Consider the following 26,583-nt stretch of genomic DNA (forward strand, 5'->3'; position numbering starts at 1 on the left):
TTTGATAATTAATCAAGATAATGGATCAGAAAATAATTCGAGACGAACTCAGTTTATGAAACGTATAGTTGAGTTTTCCCAAAAATATCAAGTTAATATACGTTTAGCTTACTATCCCCCCTACCATAGTAAATATAATCCTATTGAACGAACCTGGGCTGTGTTAGAAAACCATTGGAATGGGAGTATTTTAGATGAAATCGAAACAGCTTTGAAATTCGCCCAAACTATGACTTGGAAAGGAAAACACCCGATTGTTAAGTTGATTACTGAAACTTACGAAAAAGGAGTAAAGCTTACTAAAAAAGCCATGGAAAAAATCGAAGAAAAAATCGAACGTCTCACAGAATCAACGAATCAAGACTTTCCCGATTTGGGGCAATGGTTTATTGATATTTATTATGATAAGACCTAGTTTGTAGTGGCTCTTCGTTACTTGGTATGGTTCGATAGGGGGGCATAAATCGACTAAATCCTTATCTGGCAAGGGATTTAATTGATTAGTTCGCTCTAGATCGAAAATAATTAACAAAAATCGCTAAATGCCTTTCTATATAAGGGTTCCATCCCTTATAACCCCCGTTCATTGCATAACATAAACCGAAGAGCCTTTGTAGTTAACTAAGATGGTTAGCTAAAAACTGTATTTGATTCTTTAACTTGTCCTTGTTATACTCGAAAAAGCTCGGAAGTATAAAAGTTTATGCTGCTATTTTTTTTTCGGAAAAATAGGTTGTAATGGGAGACTCTTTGTTTTCCTAGACAAAAATAATTACTTTTTCAAAAAAACACTTTTCTATTTTTTTGTTGGGTATTTTATTCTCTGGAAGTCCCTTAAAGAGTTACCAAATGCACTTGCCGCCCATATTTTACCCGGTTTTCTGGCGAGTTTGACATCTAGCAGTTGGAATATAATCACCCAAGACTTAGGGGGGGATTTGTCCCTTTATCTACAAGGTCGAGGACTCCAGAAAAAAGATTTTCAACGGATCACCGAGTTAGACCCCGATACGGAATTGATTGTTGCTTTGCCTAACTTTTTTGCGGAAGATCTCAAGGTCGCCATGCAAAGAGAGGGCGCTCCTGAAAAACTGGTGCTGTTTTTCGACACCCACGAAGCCTTTTGGGGAGAAGGGCGCAATCAAGGAAGTGCCAGATTTTTCAAGCAGGATGAGTGGCTGCGGTGTCTGTTGTCGCAGTTGTTGGAGTTGCCCCAAATTGTCATCGTCATGGCAGGACGGGAAATTCCCCAGTGGCATCGAGCCAGCTATTGTTCAATTACAGCGGACAAGTTAGAGTGCAGGCAAGTGTTCAACTTTCAAGTAACCGATGCCCTCGACTACCTACAAAGAGTCGGAATTGAGGATACCCAAGTGCAGCAGAGCTTGATTGCCTATAGTAGTTTTGATGGCGATTCCGTTCATCCTCTCTTGCTGGGGCTATGCGCGGATTTAGTCAGGATGGCGCCAGAAAAAAAAGAAGCCTTTACCGCTGCCGACTTTCAATCCGTTTCCGAGACAGGAGAGGGATTTAATCGGAAATTAGGGATTTTGGTAGAAAGGCTCCTAAAATACACGGACAGGGTGTTGGAAGATGCGGTTTATGTCTTGAGTGCCTGTCGAGCCTTTAATGAAGACCTTTACTTTCATCTGGGCGAATCCTTGAAATGCAATCCCTCCCATGCTGCCTTTGACTCGCTCCTCAGTTTTTCCTTCGTCTGGCAGGCAGAGCAACAAGGTGAAGGGTGGTATCGTCTTCATCCCTTCATCCGTCGTTTCAACCACGAGCAGAAGCGGGAGCGAACCCAGGCTGCCCATCAAGTCTTGGAGCGGTACTATCGAGAAAGGGGCAATCTGGCTGAAGCTCTCTATCATGCTTATTGGCATGGTCCTCTGAGAGCGAAAGAGGAGTGGATCGAAGTTTTTGGAAAAGCCAACCAACAGGAGGACAATGAACTATGTCAGGCACTAGCGGAAATCAAGAAAGAAATTCCTTTCTAGACGGTCAAATTGCCCAATTAATCGGGGATTATCTAACTCGCTTGCAGCGATATGAGGAAGCTAGGGAGGAATACCAAGAAGCTAGTGAAGGGTATGAAAATATCTCTCCCGCTTCCCCGGACTTTGAGACAGCCCAAAATAACCAAAAAGTAGTTCTGGGAAAACTTAATCGCTTACCAGAGCGGCAGAAATCCAGTCAAGACTATCGTTTAGAAAAGCTCTTTGCTGTTGAAAAGGAACAATCTCGTTCAGTTTCCTTAAAAAGCCGAGTCAATTTGAGCCAATGGTTGCAAAATGTTTTTGAGGAAAGCTGGCAGACGATTGAACAGCTTTTTGCACCTGGAGAACCCTGTTTTGCCTATGCTTATGCCTTACGCGAGCGCGGGGCTGATTTTATGGATTCCAAGACGGTTAGCGATTTAATTGAGACGATTTATACCAGTCAGGAGGAGCATCGCCGCAGACAAGCAGCACTGCGCTTGGGAGAGATGGGAACTGCATCTTCTGAGGTATTGGCGGCTCTGACTCACTTGCTAGAGGCAACTCAGGATGAAGAAACCCGTTGGAGTGCGGCAGAGAGTTTATGGCGGCTCGCTCCGCATAACTTGGCAGCCGGGTTGAGGAGAGTTAAAGATTTAGGAATGCTGATCGGGGAACACCCAGTGACTCTAATGGTGGCTGTCTTGCCTAAAACTGACCAAATGATAGCGGTTCTCCTCAGGGTCTATCCGATGCGAAACCAGAAATATTTGCCTGCCCACTTACAATTAGTAGTGTTAGATGAGGCTGGGAAAACCTTTTTGGAAACTGAGGCAAGAGAACTGGACAATTACATCCAACTCAAGTTTAGTGGTTCACCGGGAGAACAGTTCAGTGTCAGGGTGGGACTGGGAGAGGCAAATATTACCGAAGATTTTACCCTCTAGCAGAACTTTCCCCCTGAGAAATTGCTAGGAACTAAAGTACAAGTAAACGGAGAAAGTTTAATCATGAAAACCGCACTAACCGAATACAAGCATATTCAAATAGACGAACGCGGGATACCAATGATTGCAAGCTCGACAATGAAGGTGATTGATCTGGTGATGGCTCAGATGGCTTACGGTTGGACTCCTGAAGAAATTCAAATCAACCATCGCCATTTGAGTATGAGTCAGATTCACTCAGCCTTCGCCTACTATTGGGATCATAAAGAAGAATTGGACGGGGCGATCGCTGCCGATCTGGAATATGCCCAAAAAATGCGGCACTCAGCGATCGAGTCGCCTTTTGTGGCCAGACTTAAAACACAAGGAATTCTCAAGTGAGCCTCAAACTTTATTACGACAGGTGGTAGCGATGGCTAAGTTAGTGACTGTTAAATTGGGAGAAGGCAACTGGGAACAGGGATTTCCTGTTATCCTGCAAATTGCTGAGGAAGGCTCCCCTCCTTCGATCGAAGTTACAGGTAAATTGCCAAGCGCTCCGGAAATTCCCCAAAACTATGACCAATGGCAGTCTAGTTATAGACATTTGCCTGTTGTTGTCAGGCTAACAGCACCTGCTACCCAAATTACCAATGTTTCCACTACTGCCGACTGTCGCCAGACCCTTCAAACTTTGCAAGATAGCCTCAAACGCTGGCTGAACTCCGAGTCGTTTCGTCCAGTGAGAGAGCGTCTGTTAGAGAATTTGAACCGTTCCGAACCCATTCGCTTCATCATTCAAGCTGGGGATGGCTATTTGCGGCGGCTACCTTGGAATTTGATTGAGTTCTTTGACCATTATCCCAAGTCAGAGGTTGCGATCGCCGCTCCTGTCTTTGAAAAAATTGTTAGCCCACCTTCCCCCACCAAAAGGCTGAGAATCTTGGCAATTTTAGGCAATAGCGAGGGCATTGACGTGACGGCAGATAGACGCTTCTTGGAGAATTTGCCAGGGGCTGAGACGGTTTTTTTGGTAGAACCGCCTCGACAAAAGATTAGCGAACAACTTTGGGAACAACACTGGGACATCCTTTTTTTTGCCGGACACAGCCATACGGAAGGGGAAGTGGGGCGCATTTATATTAATCAAAGGGAAAGTTTGACTATCGGTGAGTTAAAACATGGTTTGAGGACAGCGATCGAAGGGGGGTTACAGTTAGCCATTTTTAACTCTTGTGATGGGTTGGGGTTGGCCAAGGAATTGGAGAATTTGCAAATTCCTCAAGCGATCGTCATGCGAGAACCTGTACCCGATAAGGTGGCACAGGAGTTTTTAAAGCATTTTCTCAAGGCATTTTCTAGGGGTAAATCTTTGTATTTGTCGGTGCGGACGGCGAGAGAACGTCTAGCTGAAGAAGGATTAGATACGGAACTGCCGGGGGTGATGGGGCTGCCCGTTATTTGTCAAAATCCTGCTGCCGTTCCTATAATTTGGCAAACTCAGAAGAGGCTGCCTATCCGTTTTTGGATAGCACTTCCCTTTGTTTTTGCCGCTTCGATGGCACTGGTGTTTATTATACCTAGCATTATCTCAATGTCAAATCACAATGAAAATTCACCTCCAAATCGACCGCCAGAAATTGAAACCTATCAATTCCACAAGTACGGAATTTCAATAAAATATCCCCGTAACTGGCAATTACAAGAGGGAAAAGGCGACCTAGAAGGATCAGGAATTTTTGTCAAATTTTCACCAGATAAAAACGATTTATCCTCTTTTCCTCCTCGCCTTACTATTAGCCTAGACGAATATTTGATTGGTCCACCTATGTTAGACGATTATGTGAATGACACTATCTCTAAAATAATAAATCAACAAAACTCCAGCATTATTCTTAGGTCTGAGCAGACGACCTTAGCGAATAATCAAGCTCATCTCATTGAGTATACTTGGCAAGATGATCTAGGTTTTCAGTTGAAATCTTTACAGTTCTTAATGATAAAAGGAGAAAAAATTTACAGAATCACCTACACGGCGGAAAATAAAGAATTTCCTGAGTTTTTGCCGCTTGTAACAAAGGTTATGATTAATTCATTCCAAGTTGAACTGAATCCAAATCTCTAGCAAAATATGAGGAGAAAAATCAATTTTGATAACAGGTCTACAGATTGAGAGAGAAATTTATACTCTTCCACCTAGAAGCTCATTAATTCTGTCAATCGCATCTTGGTAATCTTCTTTTCTATTTTGTTGTTTATAAAGTTCTGCTGCTTTTTTAAAATCTTCTAAGGCTTTTGGTTTTTCTCCGAGATCTCTATATGAAAGCCCGCGGTTGTAGTAAGCATTCGCCCAATCGGGAACCAGACGAATAACCTGAGTATGATCATTAATTGCTCCCCGATTATCTCCCAACTCACGATGAATCAAACCTCGCTCAAAGTACGCAATGTGATATTGAGGATCGTTGAGAATTGCTTGATTATAATCCTTGAGTGCTTCCTGATAAGCTTTAAACCGATTAGAATGAATCCAACCCCGAAGAAAATAGGCACGAGCATCTTTGGGGTTGAGGCTAATAGCTTGGTTCAGATCTTTAATAGCTTCTTGGTGTTCCCCTAATTCATCTCTAGCATCTGCCCGTTCTCTGTAGGCAGCTGCATATTTTGGGTTGCGCTTAATTGCTTCATTGTAATCGGATATTGACCCTTTATAATCTTTTAAGTAATAGCGGGCGTTTCCTCTGCCGAAATAGATACTCGCAGATCTAGGGACAGCAATATTCTCCTTAGTTAGAGTAACATCAAAATCTCCTCTATCTTTGCGTCTAAGCTTCAAGGTGACTTGAGTAACCGACTCACTGCTCATTTGATTAACAGTTAGTTCAACTAAATCTTCCGCACTTTTGTTCAGTGTTGATTTACCATTAATAGCTATAATTAAATCATCTAGAATCAAGCCTTGTTTGAAAGCAGGAGAGTTTTCAAAAATCTTGGTAATAATTAGCCCTTGACCAGATTCATGTCTCCGATATTGAAAACCCAAGCCAGAGTATTCTAAGAAGTTAAGGGCTTGAGTATAATCAGAGATCGCTCCTTGGTAGTCTTTTAAAGAATAGCGGGCATCGCCACGATTTTCGTAAGCCAGAAAAACATCAGGGTCGAGGCGAATTGCCTCAGTGTAATCCAAGATTGCTTTCTGATATTCCCCGAGTTCTGCATAGACAGTTCCTCGGTTGTTATAAGCTCCGCTGTATTCTGGATCGAGACGGATCGCATGGCTATAATCTTCGAGCGCACCTTGGTTATCTTCACTATAATCACGAGCTAAACCACGCCAAAAATAAGCTCTGGAGTTGTTCGGGTTCAGCTTGATAACTTCAGTCATATCCGCAATGGCTGCTTGATATTTGTTTTGCTCGATATATGCGATGCCTCTTTGTAAATAAGCATCAACATTGTTAGGTGAAATTTGCAAAACGCGATTGTAAGCTGCAATCGCTTCTTCATAGTTACCGCTATTGGCCTTAGATATTCCTAGAGTTAGTAAGTCTTCTGCAGTAGGCTGAAGAGCTACCGCAGGTGGCGATAGTACTGGATTATTCCGAGCCGCCAAAAAAGTTTTGATAGGAATTGCCAACCTCAAAGCTCTATCATCTGGTGACTCACGTAGCCCATTAATACCAATTAGAAAACCCTTTTCATCTAACAACGGACCCCCTGACATCCCAACAAAGATAGTATTATTAACAACTAAAGCATAACCTCCACCTTCTGGCGTAGAGCGTCGTTCTATAAAAGAGCCAACATTAAAACTGTATTCACGTTTTTCGGTTTTTGGTTGTTTAGCCGTCCAACCCGAAGCGTAAACTATTGCAGAACCTATGATTTTGTCAGAATCGCCTAACTTAGCAATTCTATAATTTTTATTACTCTCAAACTCCACTACTGCTAAGTCTAGCCCTGGTATTTCTTTTCTATTATAAATAGGATAACGATTTCCATCTGAGGTTTGAATTTCATATTGTCCTGCTTGAAATTCATTACTTTTGTCGTTATAGAAAACATGACGACAAGTTAAGACAAAATATTTGTTACCTTGTCGGTCAAAAATCACCCCAGAGCCAGTTCCTGCACCGTCAATTTTTACCGTAATTTCTTCAGCAATAACTTGAATCTCTTGAAGTGTCAACGCTATAGCAAGCTGAGGTTGCACTAGACAAACCACTGCCCCAATTAGTGCGACTGGAATTTGATAGGAAAATTTCATCATTATCATATTTCTTTTGAAGAATTACTACTGCTTGTGGGTTCTGAGTGCTGGAAGTCCTAACTGTTTGAAGGTTTCAATGGGGATTCCCCAACTATATTGGCTCATTTTCTTATGTTGATCTGGTGTTGCTTCAGAATTATCTGTAAATTCATAGGGAATATCCCAGAGAGGTTCTGCGTGCATTCCATTAATAGCAATAACTTCACCCCGATGATTGAATAGTGGCCCCCCGCTCATTCCTTTTTCAATTACATTAGTATAGCCAATTTGATAGCCACCTTTTAAGGGCTTACTTAGTATCTGCGTGACTTTCCCGCTGGTAAAAACAAAGCCAGTATTATAGTCTGTAATGGACGGTGAGATTGGCCTTGTAGATGATTCTACTGACAAGGGAAACCCTGCAGCAAACACCTCTTCTCCCACTATCGCAGGATCACCAAAAGACGCTACTTTATATACAACCTTAAAGCTACGAAACTGCAACAAAGCCAAATCATTACCCTTAAATGATACAGACTGGAATAAATTAGCTAAATAAACATGGCCATCTGAAGTCTGAATATGATATGGGGGAGTACCAGATCTCAGGACATGGGCATTAGTCAGAACTGTATAAACTGTTCCCTGACGGTTTGCTAGGAATCCCGCCCCTATGACTTCTCTTGAGAGAATTCTGACTGTGATAGACTGAGCCTGTTTTGGCAATTGCTCCGATATTAAAGATAGCCCAGCCGCTTGCCAAGATAAACCCAAAAGAGAAATCTTTGAGTCTCTACTTGGAATAGACACCCCACCATTGAGCAACCCAAAAGGAATGAAGATCGATGAACTCCCCATACAAGCAACTACTATTACTGTCCGCCACCGCATATTAGTTTGTTTTGTAATTCACTCACTGATCCCAAATGTCTGAATTTTGATCAAATGGCGAGGAAGAAGAAGAAGAATTTGAAGGATTCACCCCTCCCAACAAACTGTTTACATCTAGGTAGAATTCGCCATTGACTTTGGAAATTTCGCTATCCCCACTTAGAAGGACGGGTTTACCTGAAGCAAGTCTGGCATTATCTTTGATCTGTTCTAAAATAATCTCAGGATTTGTCCCGCGTTTGAAAGTCACTAGCACTCCGTCTTTAAGACAAGGGCCGCCTTTAAAAGTGGCAACGCACAAGATAGGTTCTCCTCTGAGTATTGCCGCTTTAATAAACTTCAATGTACCATTGGAGTAAAATCTTTGGAATCTTTGAGATACAATTACACAACGCTGTTGAGGAGTATGAGGTGGAGGAAAAGAATCGTCTTGCCAACGAATTAGCTCAACATTACCCGCAAGTTCAGTGACAACAAAGGTTGCGGGTCCTCCTTCTCTGCTCATACTGCAAAAAAACTTCTGAGTTTGAGCAGAACTGGGCTGCCCACCAATAGCCAAAGCCCCAACGAAGAGGAATAGGGATAATTTTCCAGAACTATAGTCTTCAAAGCCTTGCCTAGCAAGACTACTAGGAATGATCAGCACTGATTATCATACAAAGTCGAGAAGAGCCGCAAAAACTCGCATTGTGACCGTTTGAAGTATAGCAAATCCGTTTTTGATCGATAGTACGATTAACTCCCAATCCAACTTTAACAACCCAGTTATGAATTGTTTCCCCCCTCTCCCCACTTCCCACTTCCCACTTCCCCACTCCCTCAAAAAAAATTTTCCCAGAGGTGCTTGACATAACCCTGATGATGAAGTTACAATTGGAATTGTCGCAAAAATGGGATTGTAGTTCAATTGGTTAGAGCACCGCCCTGTCACGGCGGAAGTTGCGGGTTCGAGCCCCGTCAATCCCGTAAAAATCCAGATTAGAGTCGTTTAAGGCGAGTTGACCAGTGGGCAGTAGGATGAATAAACAGAATCCTACTGCCTAGATTGGTTCTAATTTACCGATAAACCAGCATTAGCTTGAATATAATCGGGTAATTCAATCTTTACCGGTTGTACCCGCCAGATTTCTTCGCAGTATTGCCGAATCGATCGATCGCTAGAGAATTTACCCATGCGGGCCACATTAAGAATCGCTAAACGACTCCAATGTTCTTGATCTTTATAAGCGCGACCGACTCCTTCCTGACAATCGATATAGGACTGATAATCAGCCAGTAACATATAGGGATCATTGTAGATAAGATTATCCACAAGCGGGCGGAATAAACTACTATCACCCCGGCTAAAAAATCCCGAACCAATGAGGTCTAATACTGCCCGCAATTCTTCGTTATGGTAATAGTATTCTTGGGGATTATAACCGGCGGCTTTCTTAGCATAAACCTCCTCGGTTGTCAAGCCGAAAAGAAAGAAATTTTCCGCTCCCACCTCTTCACGAATTTCGATATTTGCCCCATCGAGAGTGCCGATAGTTAATGCACCATTCATAGAGAATTTCATATTACCAGTTCCCGAAGCTTCTTTCCCAGCCGTGGAAATTTGTTCGGACAAGTCGGCAGCTGGATAAACCCGTTGACCTAAGGTGACATTATAATCGGGTAGGAAAACCACTTTTAAACGTCCTGCAATCGTCGGATCATTATCGATCACTTCTGCCACAGAATTAATCAATTTAATGATTAATTTCGCCATAAAATAACCTGGGGCTGCCTTACCACCAAAAATAAAGGTACGGGGGGTAATATCGAGATTGGGATTATTTTTGAGGCGATGATAGAGAGTGACGATGTGTAAAACGTTGAGATGTTGCCGTTTATATTCGTGAATGCGTTTTACCTGCACATCAAAGAGGGTACTAGGATCAACTTTAATGCCGACTTTTTTGTCGATATAATTGGCTAAATCTGCCTTAATATCGTATTTAATTCGTCGCCAAGAGTCCCGAAATCCCCCATCATCCACATAATTTTCTAAACCGCGTAAATCCTCCAGATGCTTAATCCAATTTTCGCCGATTTTTTCGGTAATTGCAAAAGTTAAGCGGGGATTACTAGAAACTATCCAGCGCCGGGGAGTAACTCCATTGGTTTTGTTGCTAAACTTTTCAGGAAAGAGTTCATAAAAATTGCGTAGAACATCTTTTTTCAGTAATTCTGTATGGAGAGCTGCCACCCCATTAATTGCCTGGGAACCTACACAGGCGAGGTGAGCCATACGGACGTATTTTTCGCCGCTTTCATCGATTATAGATAAACGGGAAATTTTGCCATCATCATGGGGATAAATAATGCGAATTTTATCCAAGAAACGATGGTTAATTTCATAGATAATTTCCATTAATCGCGGTAAAAGACGACCAAAAATACTCAAAGGCCATTTTTCTAAAGCTTCTGGCAAAAGAGTATGATTGGTATAGGCGAAGGTATTTTGAGTGATAAACCAAGCTTTATCCCAATCGAAATGATGCACGTCAATTAACAAGCGCATTAACTCAGCCACCCCGACGGAAGGGTGAGTATCATTCAATTGTACCGACCATTTTTGATGAAAACTATTGAGACTGGGGTTCTCATGTAAGTGAATACGAATCATATCCTGTAGGGAACAGGAAACAAAGAAATATTGCTGTTCTAAACGTAGTTCTTTGCCTTGAATTGGTTCATCGTTAGGATAGAGAACTTTACTGATATTTTCCGAGTGAACTTTATTATCCACCGCACCATAATAATCGCCGCGATTAAAGCGACCAAAATCAAAAGATTCACAAGCTTCTGACTTCCATAGACGCATGGTATTAGCGGTGTTAACTCGATAGCCGAGAATTGGGGTATCGTAGGGAATTCCTTTGACTACATAATCGGGAATCCAACGACTGCGATAATTACCATTTTCATCGGTATAGGATTCGGTATAACCGCCAAATTTTACCTCTACTCCCGCTTCCGGTCGGGCAATTTCCCAAGGATTTCCATACTGTAACCACTTATCGGTTATTTCCACCTGCCAACCGTCGTGAATTTCTTGATCAAAGATACCAAATTCGTAGCGAATACCGTAACCAATAGCTGGAATTTCTAGGGTAGAAAGGGAATCAAGATAACAGGCAGCTAAACGACCTAAACCACCATTTCCTAACCCCGGTTCTTCTTCCTGGGCAATTAATTCTTCTAGTTTTAATCCCGATTCGCTGACAGCTTTCTGGACCTGTTCGTAGATACCGAGATTAATTAAATTATTGGCCAAATGGGGACCGACTAAAAATTCAGCTGAGAGATAACAAACGGTTCTGACATCTTTTTTTAGATAGGTTTGTTGGGTGGTTAACCAACGCTGCAATAAACGATCGCGGATAGTATAAGCTAAGGCCATGTAAAGATCGTTTTTGCTGGCTAATTCCGGTAATTTACCTTGAATATAGAGTAAATTATCCCTTAAAGCCCGTCGGATAGTTTCTGTGTCTAATCCTGTTCTGTCGTCTTCGATGATAATCGGACAAACAAAAGTTGACTCTGGAGATGGATCCATAGGAGTGTTTTGACTAAAAATTGACTCCTCTTAGTCTAAGATAACCCGCCCTGAAATTGTATCAAGAAAAGCTTAAATCTTGACTAAGATTAAGGTATAGTAATGATGAAGTTAAGGTGATTAAATTTCAGTTACCGATAGGAAGCGAAAACAGGGGAAAGTTTGAGCAATGCGTGCTTTTGTGACGGGTGGAACAGGTTTTATCGGGGCGAATTTAGTGCGATTGCTTTTAGTCGAAGGCTACCAAGTGCGCGTCCTCGTCCGTCCCCAGAGTAATCTCAGAAATTTGCGGGGTTTGGATCTCGAAATTGTCCGGGGTAATTTAAATGATAAGAACTTATTTAAATTAATGGTCGGATGCGAAGTTCTTTTTCATGTAGCGGCGCACTATTCTCTCTGGCAAAAGGATAGACATCAACTCTACCAAAACAATGTTTTAGGCACAAGAAATGTGCTGGAATCGGCGCATTTAGCGAGAATTACCAGAATAGTTTATACCAGTTCTGTGGCGGCTATTGGAGTGGGTAAAAATGGGGAAAGTGTCGATGAAACTTATCAAAGTCCCGCCCATCAATTAGTGGGTTATTATAAAAAATCCAAGTATTGGGCAGAACAGGAAGCATTCAAAGCAGCGCAAAGAGGACAGGATATCGTTATAGTTAATCCTAGTACGCCGATAGGAGCCTTTGATTTTAAGCCTACACCCACTGGCGACATTATTCTCCGTTTTTTGCGGCGAAAAATGCCCGCTTATGTGAATACGGGATTAAATCTAATTGATGTGCGCGATGTGGTCTGGGGACATTTATTAGCTTTAGAAAAGGGTAGAACTGGCGAAAGATATATTTTAGGTCATCAAAACACTTCTTTAAAAACTTTGTTGACAGAATTAGCCGAAATTACTGGCAGAAATGCTCCGAAAATTGTTTTACCTTTTTGGATTCCTTTACTAATAGCTTGGCTGGATGAAAAAGTTCTTCCTGTCCTCGGAAAATCGCCCTCTATACCCCTTGATGGCGTGAAAATGTCAAAACAGTCTATGTACTACGATTCCTCGAAGGCAGTGCAAGAACTAGGCTTACCCCAATCGCCGATTAGACAAGCTTTAGCCGATGCCATCGATTGGTTTCAAACCAATGGAGACATTACTTATTAACACTGAGTAGGAAAGGAAAAAGATGGTCTCAATTGTGCTTAGATATTTATCTATTTTTGCGCCCTTAATAATTCATCTAGGAAAACCTGTTCTTGCTAAAATAACTCCAATTTTAAGCGCAATCATCCCCCCAAGAACACTGCCCAACCAGTAAATTAAACTGAAAGTCACGTTTCCCTGCTCTAAAAACTTGTTGACCTCCAAACTATAGGTGGAAAAAGTTGTATAGGAACCACAAAAACCCGTGGCAATCATCAATCCTAATTCTGGGGCAATTATGCGAATATTTTCTCTAACCATAGTAAAAATATAGGCAATAATTAAACAACCAGAAATATTGACAAAAAATGTCCCCAAAAATCCCCATTCTTGACCGAAAATACTGTCAATTAATTCTCCGATATAAAAACGACTCAAAGCCCCAAAAATAGCCCCAATCGCCACGAATAAACTATAACGTCCCCTGAAAAAATTCATGCTATCTCTCCCGCCCTTTAATAGTCAATAAATTGGAGAATTAAGTAGCTGGTTATAATTAAATTTAAAATGGATTTTAGGTTCGATCCCCCCTTAATCCCCCCTTGATAAGGGGGGCATCTGATAGTTTTTAACGCCTACCTACTTAACCTAGAAAAACTTGGGCAATAGCTGCCCCGATTCTCACGGCAATCAATCCGAAAATGATACTAGCAACGGCAAAAAAAAGACTGAGAAAATTTTGTTGATTGCGCCAGAGTATCAGGATATCTAAACTATAGGTAGAAAAGGTGGTATAAGCTCCTAAAAATCCCGTTCTAACCATTAAATCTAGTTGGTGGGAATAAAAGGGAACACTGGGTAAAATAGCCCAAAAAAAGCCGATAGCTAGACAGCCAGTTAAATTAATAATAAAGGTTCCATAGGGAAAGCGCAAGCCGAATTTTGCTTTTGTCCATTCGGTAATATGATAACGAGATAACGCCCCCGGAAGCGCTCCGGCTACAATTGCGAAAACATCGTTCAAATCTGACATTGTCTCTAATTTTTTTGCTATCTTTGCCTAGGCTCTATGATAATTGATGCGGTTATCGATCGCATTGCCCATATTTTCAGGGGTGTTATTGTCGAGGACAACCCTCTGATTTTAAAATAGAGGTATGAAAATTCAACCGCGTAAACGTTTTGGACAACATTGGTTAAAAGATGAATCGATACTCGATCGCATCATCGGCGCTGCTAATTTACAATCCGAGGATCGGGTATTAGAAATCGGTCCGGGTACAGGCATTTTAACCCGTCGTCTTCTCGATGGCGCTCAATTGGTTGTCGCTGTAGAAATCGATCGAGATCTATGGACAATTTTAAATAAAAAATTTGGCCAACAAGATAACTTTCATCTCATCCCAGGGGACTTTCTTACCCTTAAACCCGAGCAACTGCCGCCAGTTAATAAGGTAGTGGCTAATATTCCCTATAATATCACCGGTCCGATCCTGGAAAAGCTGCTCGGTTCGATCGCCCATCCCTTCACCCCCCCTTACCAGAGTATTACCCTCTTGCTCCAGAAAGAAGTCGCCGAAAGATTAGTCGCTGTCCCCTCCACCAAAGCTTACAGTGCTTTGAGCGTCCGCATTCAATACCTTGCCGATTGTCAATGGATTTGTGATGTCCCCCGGCGGGCCTTTTCCCCACCTCCCCGGGTGGATTCGGCGGTAATTCAGATTTTACCCCGTGTTTTCCCGAAAAATGTCGGTAATGCGGCCTTTTTATCCACTTTAATTAGCTGGGGTTTTGCCAACCGGCGCAAAATGTTACGCAATAATCTAAAAAATTGTCTAGATAGCGATCGATTAAGCCAAATCCTGACACAATTAGAGATTAATCCCCTCGCTCGCGCCGAAGATCTCAGTTTATCGCAATGGATTGACTTGGCGGAAAAATTAGGTCAATTGCCAAAATTTTAGATTTTTTTTCTTGACAAATGCACAGTTATACCCTTCTAGCCCCCGCTAAAATTAATTTATATCTAGAAATCGTTGGCGATCGCCCTGATGGTTTCCACGAGTTAGTCATGGTGATGCAGACGGTGGCATTATGCGATCGCATCACTCTCCGGCCGAACGGATTGCAGGAATTCCGCCTCTTTTGCTCTCATCCCCTCGTCCCCCAAGATAGCAGTAATCTCGCCCATCGCGCCGCCACTTTGATGGCGAAGGAATTCCCCCGCCTCTTTGCCAATTACGGCGGCATCGATATCACCATCGAGAAATATATTCCCGTGGCTGCCGGTTTAGCGGGGGGTTCCACCAACGCAGCGGCGGTGTTAGTCGGTATCGATTTAATCTGGGAATTAGGCTTAACCCGTCCGGAATTAGAAACTTTAGCGGCAAGATTGGGGTCCGATACTTCCTTTTGTGTGACAGGAGGAACGGTTATCTGTACGGGAAGGGGAGAAATTCTCGATCCGATCGCTCCTTTAACCGGATTATGGGTGATTTTAGCTAAATACGATCATTTATCCGTTTCTACACCCTGGGCCTACCAAAGCTATCGGCAAAAATTTCAGGATACCTATCTGTCTTCTCCAGAGGACTTTCATCACCGTCGTCAGCAGGTGAGTTCCGGGGCTTTGGTACAAGCGATCGCCCAGAAAAAACCAGCCGCTATCGGCAAATTTATCCATAATGACCTCGAAAAGGTGGTTTTACCCGAATTTCCCCTCGTAGCCGAGTTAAGACAGGTTCTAGGGGATTTAGGCGGCTTGGGAACGATGATGTCAGGCTCTGGCCCAACGGTTTTTACTCTCTGTTCATCTCAGGAAGTGGCGGAAACTATCGTTAAAGAGGCCCGGGAAATTCTCGTCGCTCCCGATCTACAATTTTGGATAGCTCCAATCACCGATACAGGCATTCAAGTGACTTGAGAAAATGACAATTAACGACCTGTAAAAATCAAAAATTGTTGTTAGGGTTAGGAGTCAGTAGCCAGTAGTCAGCAGTCAGGAGAATTAAGAATGAATGATAATCAGTTAAATGGTCTATTTACATATTTTATGCGATTTAATCCCTATTTTTGACGTTTTTGAACCCTCAAAAATTGATTATGCAAGAGGTTTAATTAACCGCCTTCACCAAGATAACCAAACTCGCGGAATAATTGCCTCTCGATCGCTCATTTCTCGCCTTAAAATTTGCCAAACCTGCTGAAACCATTGTCGCACTTCACCGCTAGAATTACCCCGATAACGACATAAAAGACCATCTCCTAAAGTGCTAGTAACTCCCATCTCTCCTTCCAGGGAAAAATCTCTCACTTTCTCAATTAAATTTCTGCCCACCGGTTGACCGATATAAACTAAAGTACCGATCAGGGCGCTATCATTTAAACCAGAAAATCCCTCGATCATTTTACCACCCAACAGGAAGGAGCGATCGAGCCATAAAGGTTGTCCCGATCGCCAAATTTCCCAATTAGAATGCCATTCTCCCGCTAAAAATTTCTCGCCTCGCGCACTACGACCAAAACGGGTAATTTCCCATCCCAACCAACTGCTATTTTCCCCTAAATCCACTCGTAAATGTTGGCGAAATACCGCACCATTAAAGATAATTGTTTCTTGGGGTAGCCATTCTAAACCAGCATTGTCATCGATTTTAATCTCGATTAATTGCTGGGCCATCTGACCGTTACTATGGTAAACTTTTCCAGCAGAAGCAGTGGTAATCAGGGCATTAGTAGCGGCTTGGAGATGAATTTTTTGTTGAAGAATATCACCGCCAACTATTCCCCCCGCCGTATGTAAAATCACCGTATGACAAAGATTTTTTCCTTCAGGATAAAAGGGTCTTTGTACTTTTAAAGGGGCGGTAGCATAGACGTGATTAATCTCAGTTGCGAGATTTTTTTGCTTGTAAATTAGTTCTAGGTTTCCCTGCCACATTATTTATTGATCCTCAGTCATGGTTTCTAGAAATTGCCGATAATTTTCAGGACTGAGATTAATTTTAAATTCTATTTGCTGTTCTTTATCCCTGAACAGTAAAATATATTCACTTTCCGATTTTTTGCCAACTAGGAGAGGATTTTTCATCTCGAATTTTTGATAAACTAGATGGGGTTTCGTCACCCGAATAACTAAACTAGGTTGGGATTGGGGATAAATATATAATTGCTCCCGTTCCCGATCTAAAATTAATTGTTTAGGTGTCATGCTTCTTTCGTCAGCAAAAGTAGATTTATGCCAATAGAGGGTAATCCCGCGAATTTGGGGCATTTGGATGCTAAATTTTTCATCAAAACCTTGCTGCTCCCAATTAATATCTTCCAGAGAGCCAGTATCGGGAATTAAACGCTGTTGCCAGAAGACTTCCTTAAGATTTAAATCTTGCCACCATTGGCTAATAATTTGGAAATTCTCCAGATTATCGGGGTTGGAATTGGCACTTTGCCAGAGGAGAGGAGTAAGCATTTTGGGGTAATTTTTGCGCTGGGAAAATCAGGTTAATAGTCTTCGCTGGAGTTAAGGGATCATTAATCTCAATTATCATCGATTCTTGATCTGCCAATATGGCTATGATATTAACTCTCGATCGCATTTTTATTTTATCCTAAATTATCGGGGGAAAAACTGCTAAAAGTGGTCTTTACCATTTGCTTTTTCCTCTTGTGATCGCTACTGACTTGGCACTGTTTTAAACCAGAAAAAAGAGGGATTTTATGGTAAAATAGTCCTACAAATGGGCATATTCTGCACATCAAAAGGGTAAAAGCCCGATTTTTAGCGAATTTACTCACAAAAACGCTTTTTTTGCCTTGTTATTGGAGTTAAACCCCCTATGACCGCCGCCCAGGATCATGTCGTCCCCACAGACTTAAGCAATGAAATGTCCCGTTCCTACCTAGAATACGCCATGAGCGTCATCGTTGGGCGAGCCTTGCCCGACGCTAGGGACGGACTGAAACCCGTACACCGGCGCATTCTTTATGCGATGTACGAACTAGGATTAACCCCCGATCGCCCCTTCCGGAAATGCGCTAGAGTCGTCGGGGAAGTATTAGGAAAATACCATCCCCACGGGGATACTGCTGTTTACGATGCTCTCGTCCGCATGGCCCAGGATTTCTCCATGCGCGATCCCCTAATTAACGGTCATGGTAACTTCGGATCGATCGATAACGATCCCCCGGCAGCCATGCGTTATACCGAGTGTCGTCTGCACACCCTGGCCACCAACGCCCTACTACAGGATATCGAGTCAGAAACCGTCGATTTCGCCGATAACTTCGATGGTTCCCAACAGGAACCCGTGGTTTTGCCCTCTAGAGTCCCACAACTGCTAATTAATGGCTCATCGGGTATCGCCGTCGGTATGGCCACCAATATCCCCCCCCACAACCTGGCCGAGATTATCGATGGAACCGTTGCCCTCATCCATAACCCCGATCTCACCGATACGGAATTACAGCGTTATATCCCGGGGCCGGACTTTCCCACCGGGGGGCATATCCTTGGTAGAGACGGCATTCAGGAAGCTTACACCACCGGCCGGGGTTCCATTACCCTGCGGGGAGTGGCCACCATTGAAACCATCGAACAAAGGGGAAGACCCGATCGAGATGCTATTATCATCACCGAACTGCCCTATCAAACCAATAAAGCGGCATTAATCGAAAAAATCGCCGATTTGGTCAATGATCGCAAAATAGACGGTATTTCCGATGTGCGGGACGAAAGCGATCGCGACGGCATCCGGGTAGTGATCGAACTGAAACGGGATGCCTATCCCCGCGTCGTCCTCAACAATCTATATAAACAAACGCCCCTCCAGTCTAATTTTGGGGCGAATATGTTGGCATTAGTCGATAACGAACCGAGATTACTGACTTTAAGGGAGTTTCTCCGCGTTTTCCTCGATTTTCGGGTAGAAGTGATCACCCGTCGTACCCGTTATGAACTCCGCAAGGCCGAGGAAAGGGATCATATCCTTCAGGGTTTACTAATTGCCCTCGCTAGTCTCGATGCAGTCATTGCCCTGATTCGCAGTGCTGCCGACACAGCTAGTGCAAAAGAGGGATTAGTGCAGAATTTTGGTCTTTCAGAGGTGCAAGCGGACGCAATCCTACAAATGCAGCTGCGACGGTTAACCGCCCTAGAATCGGAGAAAATTCAGCAAGAACACGGGGAATTACTGACAAAAATCGGCGATCTTCAGGATATTTTAGCCAAAAAAGAACGGATCGACAGCATTATCGAGGAAGAACTGCAACAGATCAAAACGATTCACGCTACCCCCCGTCGCAGTCATATTGAACAACGGGAAGGAGAAATCGCCGAAACTGACCTGATTGCCAACGAACAGGCCTTAATTCTCGTCACCGAACAGGGTTACATCAAAAGAATGCCCGTTAATACCTTTGAGTCCCAAAATCGGGCAACAAGGGGCAAAGCTGGCGCGAAAATGAAAGAAGACGACGGCATCGATCACTTTATCACCTGCCGCGATCACGATAGCGTTCTCTTTTTCACCGATCGCGGGGTTGTCTATAGTCTCAATGCCTATCATATCCCCACCGGTTCCCGTACCGCTCGCGGGGTTCCCATCGTGCAACTGTTAGAGATTCCCAAAGGGGAGAAAATCACCTCGGTGGTGGCAGTCAGCGAGTTCAGCGAGGATAATTACCTGATTATGCTCACACAAAAGGGATTTATCAAGAAAACCGCCCTCGCTGCCTTTAGTAATATTCGATCGAACGGTTTAATCGCCATTTCTCTCGAAGACGGTGATCAACTACGTTGGGTTCGCTTGGCTAAAGAGGAAGATAGCGTCATTATCGGTTCTCGTCAGGGGATGGCCATTCATTTTAAGGCCGATAGTCAACAATTGCGCTCCCTGGGAAGGGCAACTAAGGGCGTAAAATCGATGAAATTGCGCTCAGGTGACGAATTAATTAGTATGGACATCCTGCCTAGTCAAATTGTCGCCCAAATCGCTGAATCTAACCAAGAAGAAACCGAGGACGAAAGCGAAGAAATTAACCCCGAAGTGGCTAATAATGGCCCCTGGGTGTTAGCGATTACCATGGCAGGACTAGGAAAACGGGTTCCCGTTACCCTCCTACGTCTGCAAAATCGGGCGGGATTAGGAGTCAGAGTGATTAAATTCCGCAAAAAGAACGATAAATTAGCGGCTCTGCACGTTGTTAACCCCAACGAGGAATTTATGATTATCACCGAACGGGGTATTATCATCCGTCAATCCGTCGATGCTATTACTCCTCAATCGCGATCGGCCGGAGGTATCCGAGTACAAAAACTCGATGAGGACGATGCGATCGCTGCGGTGGCCCTAGTTCCCCCTAGTGATGCGGAGGAATCTGAAGACATTTAGATTTACTGGGAAGTGGGAATTGGGGAGTGGGGAGTGGGGAGTGGGGTGTGGGGTGTGGGGTGTGGGGTGTCGGAAGAATAAATAGAAATAATCTCCTATCTCCTGACTCCTGACTCCTATCTCCTGACTCCTATCTCCTGTCTCCTTTCCTGAGTATTTGGGATTAAAACTGAAAAAAGTGCATTAATTGGGAGATTTCCTGCGCTTCTAGGGATAAACGCCCTTTAAAATCCACAATATTCTTAAATAATCCCTGTTCTTCTCTGCTTTTTATAATGGCAGCTGCTAAATTATCGCTGATCAGGGGCAGGGTGGTTAACTGCTCGATCGAGGCAGTGTTAGGATTGATTTTAGGGGGTGCGAGGTGACTTTCGGGACTATAATAGGCAAATTCTAGAATCGGTTCCCAAGCTTTCAATCTAGCCACAGGAACACTCAAAGCAGCGGCTAGATCTTCAAGACAAAGCAATTCTACCCCCATACCCAACAATTCCACCAACATCCGCGCTTGATGGATGGATATCCCCGGCAATCGCAGCCAATCATCCACACCCGCTTGATTGACATTAATTTTAATGCCCAATTGTGCCGCCATAGCGATCTCATCAAGGGAACGAAAGCGATAATAGGGATCATTGCTAATTTTGGCTTTTAAAGGCTTAAAAGTGCGTCCTAACCAGTTTTGCGGTGTCATTATAGTAGTTGTCGCCGTTTTTCTTCAAATTCGTACTCAGAAATTAATCCTTCTTGCCGGAGGCGCTCTAATTCCCTTAAAGCTGCCCCGATCGCCTCTACTTGTTTAGGCTCTAAACTGGGGACAGTGGCAGCAGCGGTGGCAGTGGGAAAATAGTTAGCCAAAAATTGGTTATCTTGGATTAAATACCACACTGCATCGATCGCGCAAGCCACCCGGGGAATCGGAGTTTGCCAGAGGAGAAGATAGATAATTCCCCAGAGAGGTTGGCCGAGATAGAATTTATGAATACCGGCGATAGGAAAGGGTAAAGCGAGAATACTACCGATAAAAGCCAGAAAAATCGCTAATTTACGGCTTTTGGGCTTACTTAATAATTTTTCCACCAGAAGCATGACACCTGTTCGAGATTGATTTTAGCCTGATCTGAACCTTCTATCCTAAAATACTCTTTGGTTCTAAGTAGGGAGACACAATTATTTGTAGGATGGGTTAGCGGTAGCGTAACATAATCTGGCGTTGGGTTTCATGCTTCAACCCAACCTACGTTCATCTTATATTTAATTCCACTCAGCCACTTAACATAGGGATAAGCAATGACTAGCAGAATCAAGGAAATCTTTCAAACAGGACAACCGGATCAATCCGTCACCGTGCAGGGTTGGGTGAGAACAAAACGAGAATTAAAAGAATTTACTTTCCTGGAAGTTAATGATGGCTCATCCCTGGCCAACTTACAAGTTATCCTCGAACCGACTTTACCCGATTATGAAAATGTACTAAAGACAATTAGTACAGGAACGGCGATCGCTGTTTCGGGAAATTTGGTTCTTTCCCCGGGTAAAGGGCAAAATATCGAGTTAAAAGCGGCCGAAATCACCCTTTATGGTGACTGTCCTGCGGATTATCCCCTACAAAAGAAACGTCATTCCTTTGAATTTCTGAGAACTATTGCCCATCTGCGAGCAAGAACCAACACCCTAGGGGCAGTAATGCGGGTTAGAAACGCTTGCGCTACCGCTATACACACTTTTTTCCAAGAAAAGGGCTTTATTTGGGTACATACTCCCATTATTACCGCCAACGACTGCGAAGGTGCGGGAGAATTATTTACTGTCACCAGTTTAGATTTAAAAAAACCCGCCAATTTTGCCGAGGATTTCTTCGGTAAACGGGCCTATTTAACCGTCAGTGGACAATTACAAGCGGAAGTAATGGCCATGGCTTTATCTAATGTTTACACTTTTGGCCCGACTTTTCGTGCCGAAAATTCTAATACTTCCCGTCATCTGGCCGAGTTTTGGATGGTGGAACCGGAAATGGCTTTTTGTGACTTGGAAGGAGATCAGGATTTAGCGGAGGCATTCCTCAAATATATCTTTAAATTCGTCTTAGAAAATTGTCCCGAAGATTTGCAGTTTTTTAACGAACGTATCGATAAAACGGTGTTAAGTACGGCCGAAAATATCGTTAATAGTGAGTTTGGCCGGATTACCTACAGCGAAGCGATCGAGTTATTGGAAAAAGCTGATCGTCAGTTCGAGTTTCCGGTAGAATGGGGCGTAGATCTACAGTCAGAACACGAACGTTATCTAGCGGAGGAACTATTTAAAAAACCCGTGATTGTCACTAATTATCCCAAGACAATCAAAGCTTTTTATATGCGTCTAGATGACAGTAATAAAACCGTTTCCGCTATGGATATTTTAGCGCCCAAGATCGGCGAAATTATCGGCGGTTCCCAACGGGAAGAACGATTAGATGTATTAATCCAAAGAATGCAGGAACAGGGAATGAATCCCGATGATTTGTGGTGGTATTTAGAGCTGCGTCGCTACGGTTCCGTTCCCCACGCCGGTTTTGGTTTAGGATTCGAGCGTCTGGTACAATTCATGACGGGAATGACCAATATTCGCGATGTGATTCCTTTCCCCCGCACCCCTTTAAGTGCCGACTTTTAGAATGATGTCTAGGATCGACGGCTCTTCTGGTTTCTGTGTGGAAACGAAGCCTATACTGATAGTTTCTTCGGCAAAATAGTCGTAAAAGTCTTTCTCCGTCAACATTTCACGATTCCATAAGCAAAAATTATCACACAAAGTCGAGAAGAGCCGATCGACGGGAGAAAAGTTGTAATCCTTGAGCTTTTAGCGCTAATTTGCTTGGTCTTTGGAGACTTGTACAACTTTATTGTACAAGTCCAAGCTCTTGAAGTCCCCAAAAACCCCAAAATCTCAAGGGAGGAGAATGTAAATATTTATTAAATTGTAACTTTTGATACAGTTACGGGGGATAGTGTGTGTGGTTGTATGGAGAGTCAGTTATTATTACCTTGATTGAATCTGCTCAAAATACTCCCTCAAATGATGATTCATCATGGGATAGTGAAGATTGGGAGCAATTTGACCAACTCATTGCCAATTGTCTTGTAGATTCAGGAATTGAAGATTGAGCATCGGCAACACGACCACTATATTTATCGAACACCGAAGCGAGAATCCTATCCATGATTGGCAATGAAATTTGAAGTTGTTACCCCTTTGGGATTTACAGTTAGAACTTCAGAAGGTTATTGGCAGAGGCTAATGGGCAAACATCCTGACCTTGAGGAGTTGGAGGAATTAGTGACCCTTACCCTAGCTTTACCAGATGAAATTCGACGCAGTAGCCACGATGCTGGGGTGCTGCTATTCTATCGCCAGCGACAGGAAAAACGTTGGGTTGTGGCAGTGGCTCGGCGTTTAAATGGAGATGGGTTCTTGATTACTGCCTACCAAACCGATGGGATTAAAGAAGGGGAAATGCTATGGCTCAAGTAAAAGTTTTCTATGAACCGGAAACGGAATTACTCACTGTCTTCTGGCAGCAACCCAGAAAGGAGCAGATTTGTACTGAACTGGGGGATGGGGTGATTCTGATTAAGGATTCCACCAGTGGCGAGCCGATTGGCTTGGAAATTCTCTCCTATCGCCCTGGGGACAATCGCTTTGATGCGGTGAGCGTCGAATTGGGGCAGTTGAGTCCCGTCAGTTGATATTGGTCATTATTCTGGTTGTCCTCTAACTTCCGAAATCATCTGGGCGTTAAGGATGGGTTTCATGGTGGGGAGTGGGAGGGAATGTCGCTATTGTCCAAGGTGGATAGCTGCCAGGGAGAGAAATATAAAGATTTATTAAATTGTAGCTTTTGATACAGTTGTGGGGGGGTGTGTGCTGTGCTGTTATCCTCCTTCTGTCTTGGGTTGGGCTATCGCTTAACCCAAGCTGCGAGGGGGAACGTACTACGTTCTTTGTCCCCTTTCTCCTGTAACAGTTCTTAATGGGTTTGTCTGAGTTTAGCCTGATTGATAATGATAGCGAGCTTGTAAAAAATAAACCTTATTTCCCGTGACTTTATAAACCAAACGATGCTCTAAATCGATCCGTCGTGACCAAGTGTCGGCAGCAATATACTTAAGAGGTTCGGGTTTACCCAATCCTGTAAACGGATCGCCATCCAAAATATCTGCCAATAAGTCTAAGATTTTATCGCCTTTTTTCGGTTCGTTCCGATACCACCAAGCTAAATCTGCTTTGAAATCAGGACTAAAAACGGGCAAATAACCATGAATAGGATTGTTTTTAGGTTTATCTGGCTTATTTTCTCTTTTAGGAGTCAATTCCTAACTCCTCTTTCAATTCAGCTAATGTTTGAGGAGTTGCATCTTCTGTCTGGGTCCATGCTAAAGAGCGAAATAAGCGTTGGGCATTTTCTGGAGATCGCAGTAAATAAACACACTCTAATAAACTGGAAAGTTCATCTTCAGCAATTAACGCCACATTTTTCTGATTGCGACGCTTAATGACGATAATTTGGGATTCGTCACACACCTGATCTAAGAGACTCGCTAAATTCATTCTCGCCTGAGAGTAGGTGGTTTCTTTGCTTAACATGATTTTTAGGGGAGACTTGTACAACCTTATTGTACAATTCCAAGCTCTTGAACTCCCCAAAAACCCCAAAATCTGAAGGGAGAGGAATATAAAGATTTATTAAATTGTAGCTTTTGATACAGTTGTGGGGGGGAGTGTGTACTGTTCTACTATCCGCCTTTGGTGTTGGGTTGGGTTGTTGCTTCACCTAGCTGCGAGGGGGCGAACACTTATGTACTGAGTAGCGAATGGTGATGAAAAAAGGATTTTTCAGATGGCTACCAATTTTAGCCTTAACTACAGCTTTATGTTCTAACTTCTATCAGGATCACGATGATATTGCTCAAGCCCGTAATTCGAGAGTTGTAAGCAATGGTTTTGCTTTCGAGATTCAGAATTGTAATAAAGACAATAATTCTGTAGTTTGTACTTTTATGGTTGCAAACTTAGGGGAAGTCAGAGATCTTTATTTTTCTCCCACAGACTCTATCATCATTGATTCTACTGGCAAGCAATTGAAGGGATCGCAGGGCATTATTGGAGCAATAGGTCCAGGGGGGGCACTACTATTTAGGGATATGCCTTCTAGAGTCCCCATTAACGGAAAAATTCTCTTTAAAGGAAATTTGCCCGGAAGAATCGTTTATCTGCGATTAGTAGGTTCTAATTTCTCGGTTGAATGGAGGTAATATATTACCTCGTTCTCAGGTTCTACCTGAAGATTTTTCCTGTGGCAGCAGCATTAAGTAGGGGCGAACGCAATTCGCCCCTACAGGTTTTTTTCGCCCGCTCGCACTTTAATATAGGAACAGTAGGGTGGGCATTGCCCACCCTACCCATTTTTCCTGAATACTGAACCTTATTATTGATTGAGAGAAACAACAACTATGTACACCACAACTTACAACTTACACAATCTTGAGCTATAATCGGCAATGAGGTCGAATCCGAAAAACGATCAGAAAAAACTGCTGATTGCTGAACTTAGAAAAGCAGCAATCAAACATACCCCAGAAAATATTATCAGAATTACTAAAGATCCTAGCGGGAAAATTGTTTTTCTAGAAACAGGAAAAGGAGGAGAGAGAGGTTCTGGATTACTGCATATTCTAGAAAATCATCGAGAAGATTTCCTCCAGAGAGGTATTACTGAAGAACAAATTCCCGATTTAATTGTAACAGCTATTAGTGAGGGAAAAATTATTGGCATACAAGGAAAAAGTCGCATAATTTATCAAGTAGAAATCAATGGAATTATTCAGTATGTTTCTCTAGAAATTAGTCATAATGGTTACTTAGTGAGTGCTAATCCAACTCCAACTCGATTAATTAATAAACTTATTCAGGAATGATAGTTATGGCAATCAGAATCAAACTTTGGGCAGATTATGGAAGTTACCCACTTTGGGGAGTAGATGAAATTGATAACATTGCTCCTGAAGAATTACCATTAAGTAAAGAAACTATTCAGCGTTTAAACGCATGGCAGGATACTTACGATAAGACTTTAGATCAAGACTATCCACCTTTATCAGATTTTCCTAATCAGCAAGCTGAAATGGATTTTAAACAAGAAGGAATTAGTTTATGGAAACAGTTATGTCTTGAACTGGCCCCGGATTATGAAGTTTTCTACCAAAATGAAGGTCAATTGTTCAGACATCTTAAGGAAATAACCAAAAAATCTACAGTACAAAAAATAACAGTTTGAGTATCATCACCTTCGGCTCTAGCGCAGGTGCAACCCTTAAGCGCCAACTAAAACCCTCTAAATCCACTGAAAAAGAAACCACAAAAGTAGGCTAAATGGCTTCTAAAAATACC

General features: G+C 42.8%; 28 protein-coding genes, 1 tRNA gene and 1 pseudogene. 16 read left to right on the forward strand and 14 right to left on the reverse strand.

The window, feature by feature from the left end:
* Positions 1-415, forward strand: a 415-nt coding sequence (locus H6G40_RS15835; RefSeq protein WP_190537946.1) for an ISAzo13-like element transposase-related protein, incomplete at its 5' end; no start/stop codon positions are given.
* Here the strand turns inward: H6G40_RS15835 and H6G40_RS23985 are convergent.
* Positions 350-538 (reverse strand): annotated as a pseudogene (locus H6G40_RS23985) (hypothetical protein); the annotation flags it as partial. The gene H6G40_RS15835 and the pseudogene H6G40_RS23985 sit on opposite strands and share 66 nt — an antisense overlap.
* 352 nt (positions 539-890) lie before the next feature.
* Here H6G40_RS23985 and H6G40_RS15840 point away from each other — a divergent pair.
* The 4 genes from H6G40_RS15840 to H6G40_RS15855 all read left to right on the forward strand — a co-directional run bounded on the left by H6G40_RS15840 (position 891) and on the right by H6G40_RS15855 (position 5,030).
* Positions 891-2,000: a hypothetical protein gene (locus H6G40_RS15840; protein ID WP_242028773.1), complete on the forward strand. Its 1,110-nt coding sequence runs from the start codon at positions 891-893 to the stop codon at positions 1,998-2,000.
* Positions 1,958-2,926, forward strand: coding sequence for a DUF1822 family protein (locus tag H6G40_RS15845; RefSeq protein ID WP_016516856.1), 969 nt, complete (start codon positions 1,958-1,960; stop codon positions 2,924-2,926). Before H6G40_RS15840 ends, H6G40_RS15845 begins: the two co-directional genes overlap by 43 nt.
* Positions 2,927-2,989: 63 nt before the next feature.
* Complete coding sequence (locus tag H6G40_RS15850; protein ID WP_002748414.1) at positions 2,990-3,307, forward strand: DUF433 domain-containing protein; 318 nt, start codon at positions 2,990-2,992, stop codon at positions 3,305-3,307.
* A 31-nt stretch (positions 3,308-3,338) separates the two neighbouring features.
* The gene (locus H6G40_RS15855; RefSeq protein WP_069475065.1) at positions 3,339-5,030 is read left to right on the forward strand and encodes a CHAT domain-containing protein; all 1,692 of its coding nucleotides are present in this window, start codon (positions 3,339-3,341) and stop codon (positions 5,028-5,030) included.
* A gap of 57 nt (positions 5,031-5,087) precedes the next feature.
* Here H6G40_RS15855 and H6G40_RS15860 read toward each other — a convergent pair whose 3' ends face one another.
* Genes H6G40_RS15860 through H6G40_RS15870 form a run of 3 tightly spaced genes read right to left on the reverse strand, consistent with a single transcriptional unit; the run spans position 5,088 to position 8,691 of the window.
* Positions 5,088-7,172 (reverse strand): serine protease, encoded by a 2,085-nt coding sequence (locus H6G40_RS15860; RefSeq protein ID WP_238406020.1) that lies wholly within the window; start codon positions 7,170-7,172, stop codon positions 5,088-5,090.
* 27 nt (positions 7,173-7,199) lie between these two features.
* Positions 7,200-8,012: a S1 family peptidase gene (locus H6G40_RS15865; protein WP_069475086.1), complete on the reverse strand. Its 813-nt coding sequence runs from the start codon at positions 8,010-8,012 to the stop codon at positions 7,200-7,202.
* 55 nt (positions 8,013-8,067) lie between these two features.
* The gene (locus tag H6G40_RS15870; RefSeq protein ID WP_230457649.1) at positions 8,068-8,691 is read right to left on the reverse strand and encodes a COP23 domain-containing protein; all 624 of its coding nucleotides are present in this window, start codon (positions 8,689-8,691) and stop codon (positions 8,068-8,070) included.
* A 246-nt stretch (positions 8,692-8,937) separates the two neighbouring features.
* On the opposite strand from H6G40_RS15870, the gene H6G40_RS15875 reads away from it, so the two are divergent.
* A tRNA-Asp gene (locus tag H6G40_RS15875) sits at positions 8,938-9,011 on the forward strand.
* Positions 9,012-9,096: 85 nt separating this feature from the next.
* Here H6G40_RS15875 and H6G40_RS15880 read toward each other — a convergent pair.
* A complete protein-coding gene (locus H6G40_RS15880; protein WP_190537948.1) occupies positions 9,097-11,631 on the reverse strand; it encodes a glycogen/starch/alpha-glucan phosphorylase in 2,535 nt (844 codons plus the stop codon).
* A 169-nt stretch (positions 11,632-11,800) separates the two neighbouring features.
* Here H6G40_RS15880 and hpnA point away from each other — a divergent pair, with 169 nt between their 5' ends.
* Entirely contained in the window at positions 11,801-12,787 is a 987-nt protein-coding gene (gene hpnA, locus H6G40_RS15885) for a hopanoid-associated sugar epimerase (protein ID WP_002748237.1), read from the forward strand.
* 72 nt (positions 12,788-12,859) lie between these two features.
* Here the strand turns inward: hpnA and crcB (H6G40_RS15890) are convergent, their stop codons facing one another.
* On the reverse strand, positions 12,860-13,264 hold the full coding sequence (gene crcB, locus H6G40_RS15890) for a fluoride efflux transporter CrcB (RefSeq protein ID WP_002751815.1): 405 nt from the start codon (positions 13,262-13,264) through the stop codon (positions 12,860-12,862).
* A gap of 145 nt (positions 13,265-13,409) precedes the next feature.
* Entirely contained in the window at positions 13,410-13,799 is a 390-nt protein-coding gene (gene crcB / locus H6G40_RS15895; RefSeq protein ID WP_190537950.1) for a fluoride efflux transporter CrcB, read from the reverse strand.
* A gap of 124 nt (positions 13,800-13,923) precedes the next feature.
* Here crcB (H6G40_RS15895) and rsmA point away from each other — a divergent pair, with 124 nt between their 5' ends.
* Complete coding sequence (rsmA, locus tag H6G40_RS15900; RefSeq protein ID WP_002748229.1) at positions 13,924-14,730, forward strand: 16S rRNA (adenine(1518)-N(6)/adenine(1519)-N(6))-dimethyltransferase RsmA; 807 nt, start codon at positions 13,924-13,926, stop codon at positions 14,728-14,730.
* Positions 14,731-14,747: 17 nt separating this feature from the next.
* Entirely contained in the window at positions 14,748-15,689 is a 942-nt protein-coding gene (ispE, locus tag H6G40_RS15905) for a 4-(cytidine 5'-diphospho)-2-C-methyl-D-erythritol kinase (protein ID WP_190537951.1), read from the forward strand.
* 204 nt (positions 15,690-15,893) lie between these two features.
* Here ispE and H6G40_RS15910 read toward each other — a convergent pair whose 3' ends face one another.
* Positions 15,894-16,706 (reverse strand): urease accessory protein UreD, encoded by an 813-nt coding sequence (locus H6G40_RS15910; protein ID WP_190537953.1) that lies wholly within the window; start codon positions 16,704-16,706, stop codon positions 15,894-15,896.
* A 3-nt stretch (positions 16,707-16,709) separates the two neighbouring features.
* Entirely contained in the window at positions 16,710-17,234 is a 525-nt protein-coding gene (locus H6G40_RS15915; RefSeq protein WP_190537955.1) for a hypothetical protein, read from the reverse strand.
* Positions 17,235-17,601: 367 nt separating this feature from the next.
* On the opposite strand from H6G40_RS15915, the gene gyrA reads away from it, so the two are divergent.
* Positions 17,602-20,154 carry a DNA gyrase subunit A gene (gene gyrA, locus H6G40_RS15920; protein ID WP_069475060.1) on the forward strand — a complete coding sequence of 851 codons (2,553 nt, stop codon included), beginning with the start codon at positions 17,602-17,604 and terminating at the stop codon, positions 20,152-20,154.
* 163 nt (positions 20,155-20,317) lie between these two features.
* Here the strand turns inward: gyrA and H6G40_RS15925 are convergent, their stop codons facing one another.
* Together H6G40_RS15925 and H6G40_RS15930 are read right to left on the reverse strand one after the other, a co-directional pair.
* Entirely contained in the window at positions 20,318-20,848 is a 531-nt protein-coding gene (locus H6G40_RS15925; RefSeq protein ID WP_002736930.1) for a ComEA family DNA-binding protein, read from the reverse strand.
* Positions 20,848-21,243, reverse strand: coding sequence for an NINE protein (locus tag H6G40_RS15930; protein WP_002759086.1), 396 nt, complete (start codon positions 21,241-21,243; stop codon positions 20,848-20,850). Before H6G40_RS15930 ends, H6G40_RS15925 begins: the two co-directional genes overlap by 1 nt.
* A 201-nt stretch (positions 21,244-21,444) precedes the next feature.
* On the opposite strand from H6G40_RS15930, the gene asnS reads away from it, so the two are divergent.
* Positions 21,445-22,809 carry an asparagine--tRNA ligase gene (gene asnS / locus H6G40_RS15935; RefSeq protein ID WP_002737200.1) on the forward strand — a complete coding sequence of 455 codons (1,365 nt, stop codon included), beginning with the start codon at positions 21,445-21,447 and terminating at the stop codon, positions 22,807-22,809.
* Between the two features lie 385 nt (positions 22,810-23,194).
* Here the strand turns inward: asnS and H6G40_RS15940 are convergent, their stop codons facing one another.
* Positions 23,195-23,356: a hypothetical protein gene (locus tag H6G40_RS15940; RefSeq protein ID WP_162205107.1), complete on the reverse strand. Its 162-nt coding sequence runs from the start codon at positions 23,354-23,356 to the stop codon at positions 23,195-23,197.
* Between the two features lie 8 nt (positions 23,357-23,364).
* Here H6G40_RS15940 and H6G40_RS15945 point away from each other — a divergent pair, with 8 nt between their 5' ends.
* Both H6G40_RS15945 and H6G40_RS15950 read left to right on the forward strand, forming a co-directional pair.
* A complete protein-coding gene (locus H6G40_RS15945) occupies positions 23,365-23,667 on the forward strand; it encodes a hypothetical protein (protein ID WP_016515170.1) in 303 nt (100 codons plus the stop codon).
* Positions 23,655-23,882 carry a hypothetical protein gene (locus H6G40_RS15950; RefSeq protein ID WP_002797786.1) on the forward strand — a complete coding sequence of 76 codons (228 nt, stop codon included), beginning with the start codon at positions 23,655-23,657 and terminating at the stop codon, positions 23,880-23,882. The genes H6G40_RS15945 and H6G40_RS15950 overlap by 13 nt, the downstream gene beginning before the upstream one ends.
* 300 nt (positions 23,883-24,182) lie before the next feature.
* On the opposite strand, the gene H6G40_RS15955 is transcribed toward H6G40_RS15950, so the two are convergent.
* Together H6G40_RS15955 and H6G40_RS15960 are read right to left on the reverse strand one after the other, a co-directional pair.
* Positions 24,183-24,506 (reverse strand): Txe/YoeB family addiction module toxin, encoded by a 324-nt coding sequence (locus tag H6G40_RS15955; RefSeq protein ID WP_002777826.1) that lies wholly within the window; start codon positions 24,504-24,506, stop codon positions 24,183-24,185.
* Positions 24,496-24,780, reverse strand: coding sequence for a type II toxin-antitoxin system Phd/YefM family antitoxin (locus H6G40_RS15960; RefSeq protein WP_190537957.1), 285 nt, complete (start codon positions 24,778-24,780; stop codon positions 24,496-24,498). The genes H6G40_RS15955 and H6G40_RS15960 overlap by 11 nt, the downstream gene beginning before the upstream one ends.
* 227 nt (positions 24,781-25,007) lie before the next feature.
* Between H6G40_RS15960 and H6G40_RS15965 the strand changes: the two genes are divergently transcribed.
* The 3 genes from H6G40_RS15965 to H6G40_RS15975 all read left to right on the forward strand — a co-directional run bounded on the left by H6G40_RS15965 (position 25,008) and on the right by H6G40_RS15975 (position 26,470).
* Complete coding sequence (locus H6G40_RS15965; RefSeq protein ID WP_042790591.1) at positions 25,008-25,448, forward strand: hypothetical protein; 441 nt, start codon at positions 25,008-25,010, stop codon at positions 25,446-25,448.
* A gap of 246 nt (positions 25,449-25,694) precedes the next feature.
* Positions 25,695-26,111: a hypothetical protein gene (locus H6G40_RS15970; protein WP_002736129.1), complete on the forward strand. Its 417-nt coding sequence runs from the start codon at positions 25,695-25,697 to the stop codon at positions 26,109-26,111.
* 5 nt (positions 26,112-26,116) lie between these two features.
* Positions 26,117-26,470, forward strand: a complete 354-nt coding sequence (locus H6G40_RS15975) for a hypothetical protein (RefSeq protein WP_002735772.1) — start codon at positions 26,117-26,119, stop codon at positions 26,468-26,470.
* Positions 26,471-26,583: the final 113 nt, after the last annotated feature.

Source organism: Microcystis viridis FACHB-1342 (assembly GCF_014698335.1).
GTDB classification, from domain to species: Bacteria; Cyanobacteriota; Cyanobacteriia; order Cyanobacteriales; family Microcystaceae; genus Microcystis; species Microcystis ichthyoblabe_A.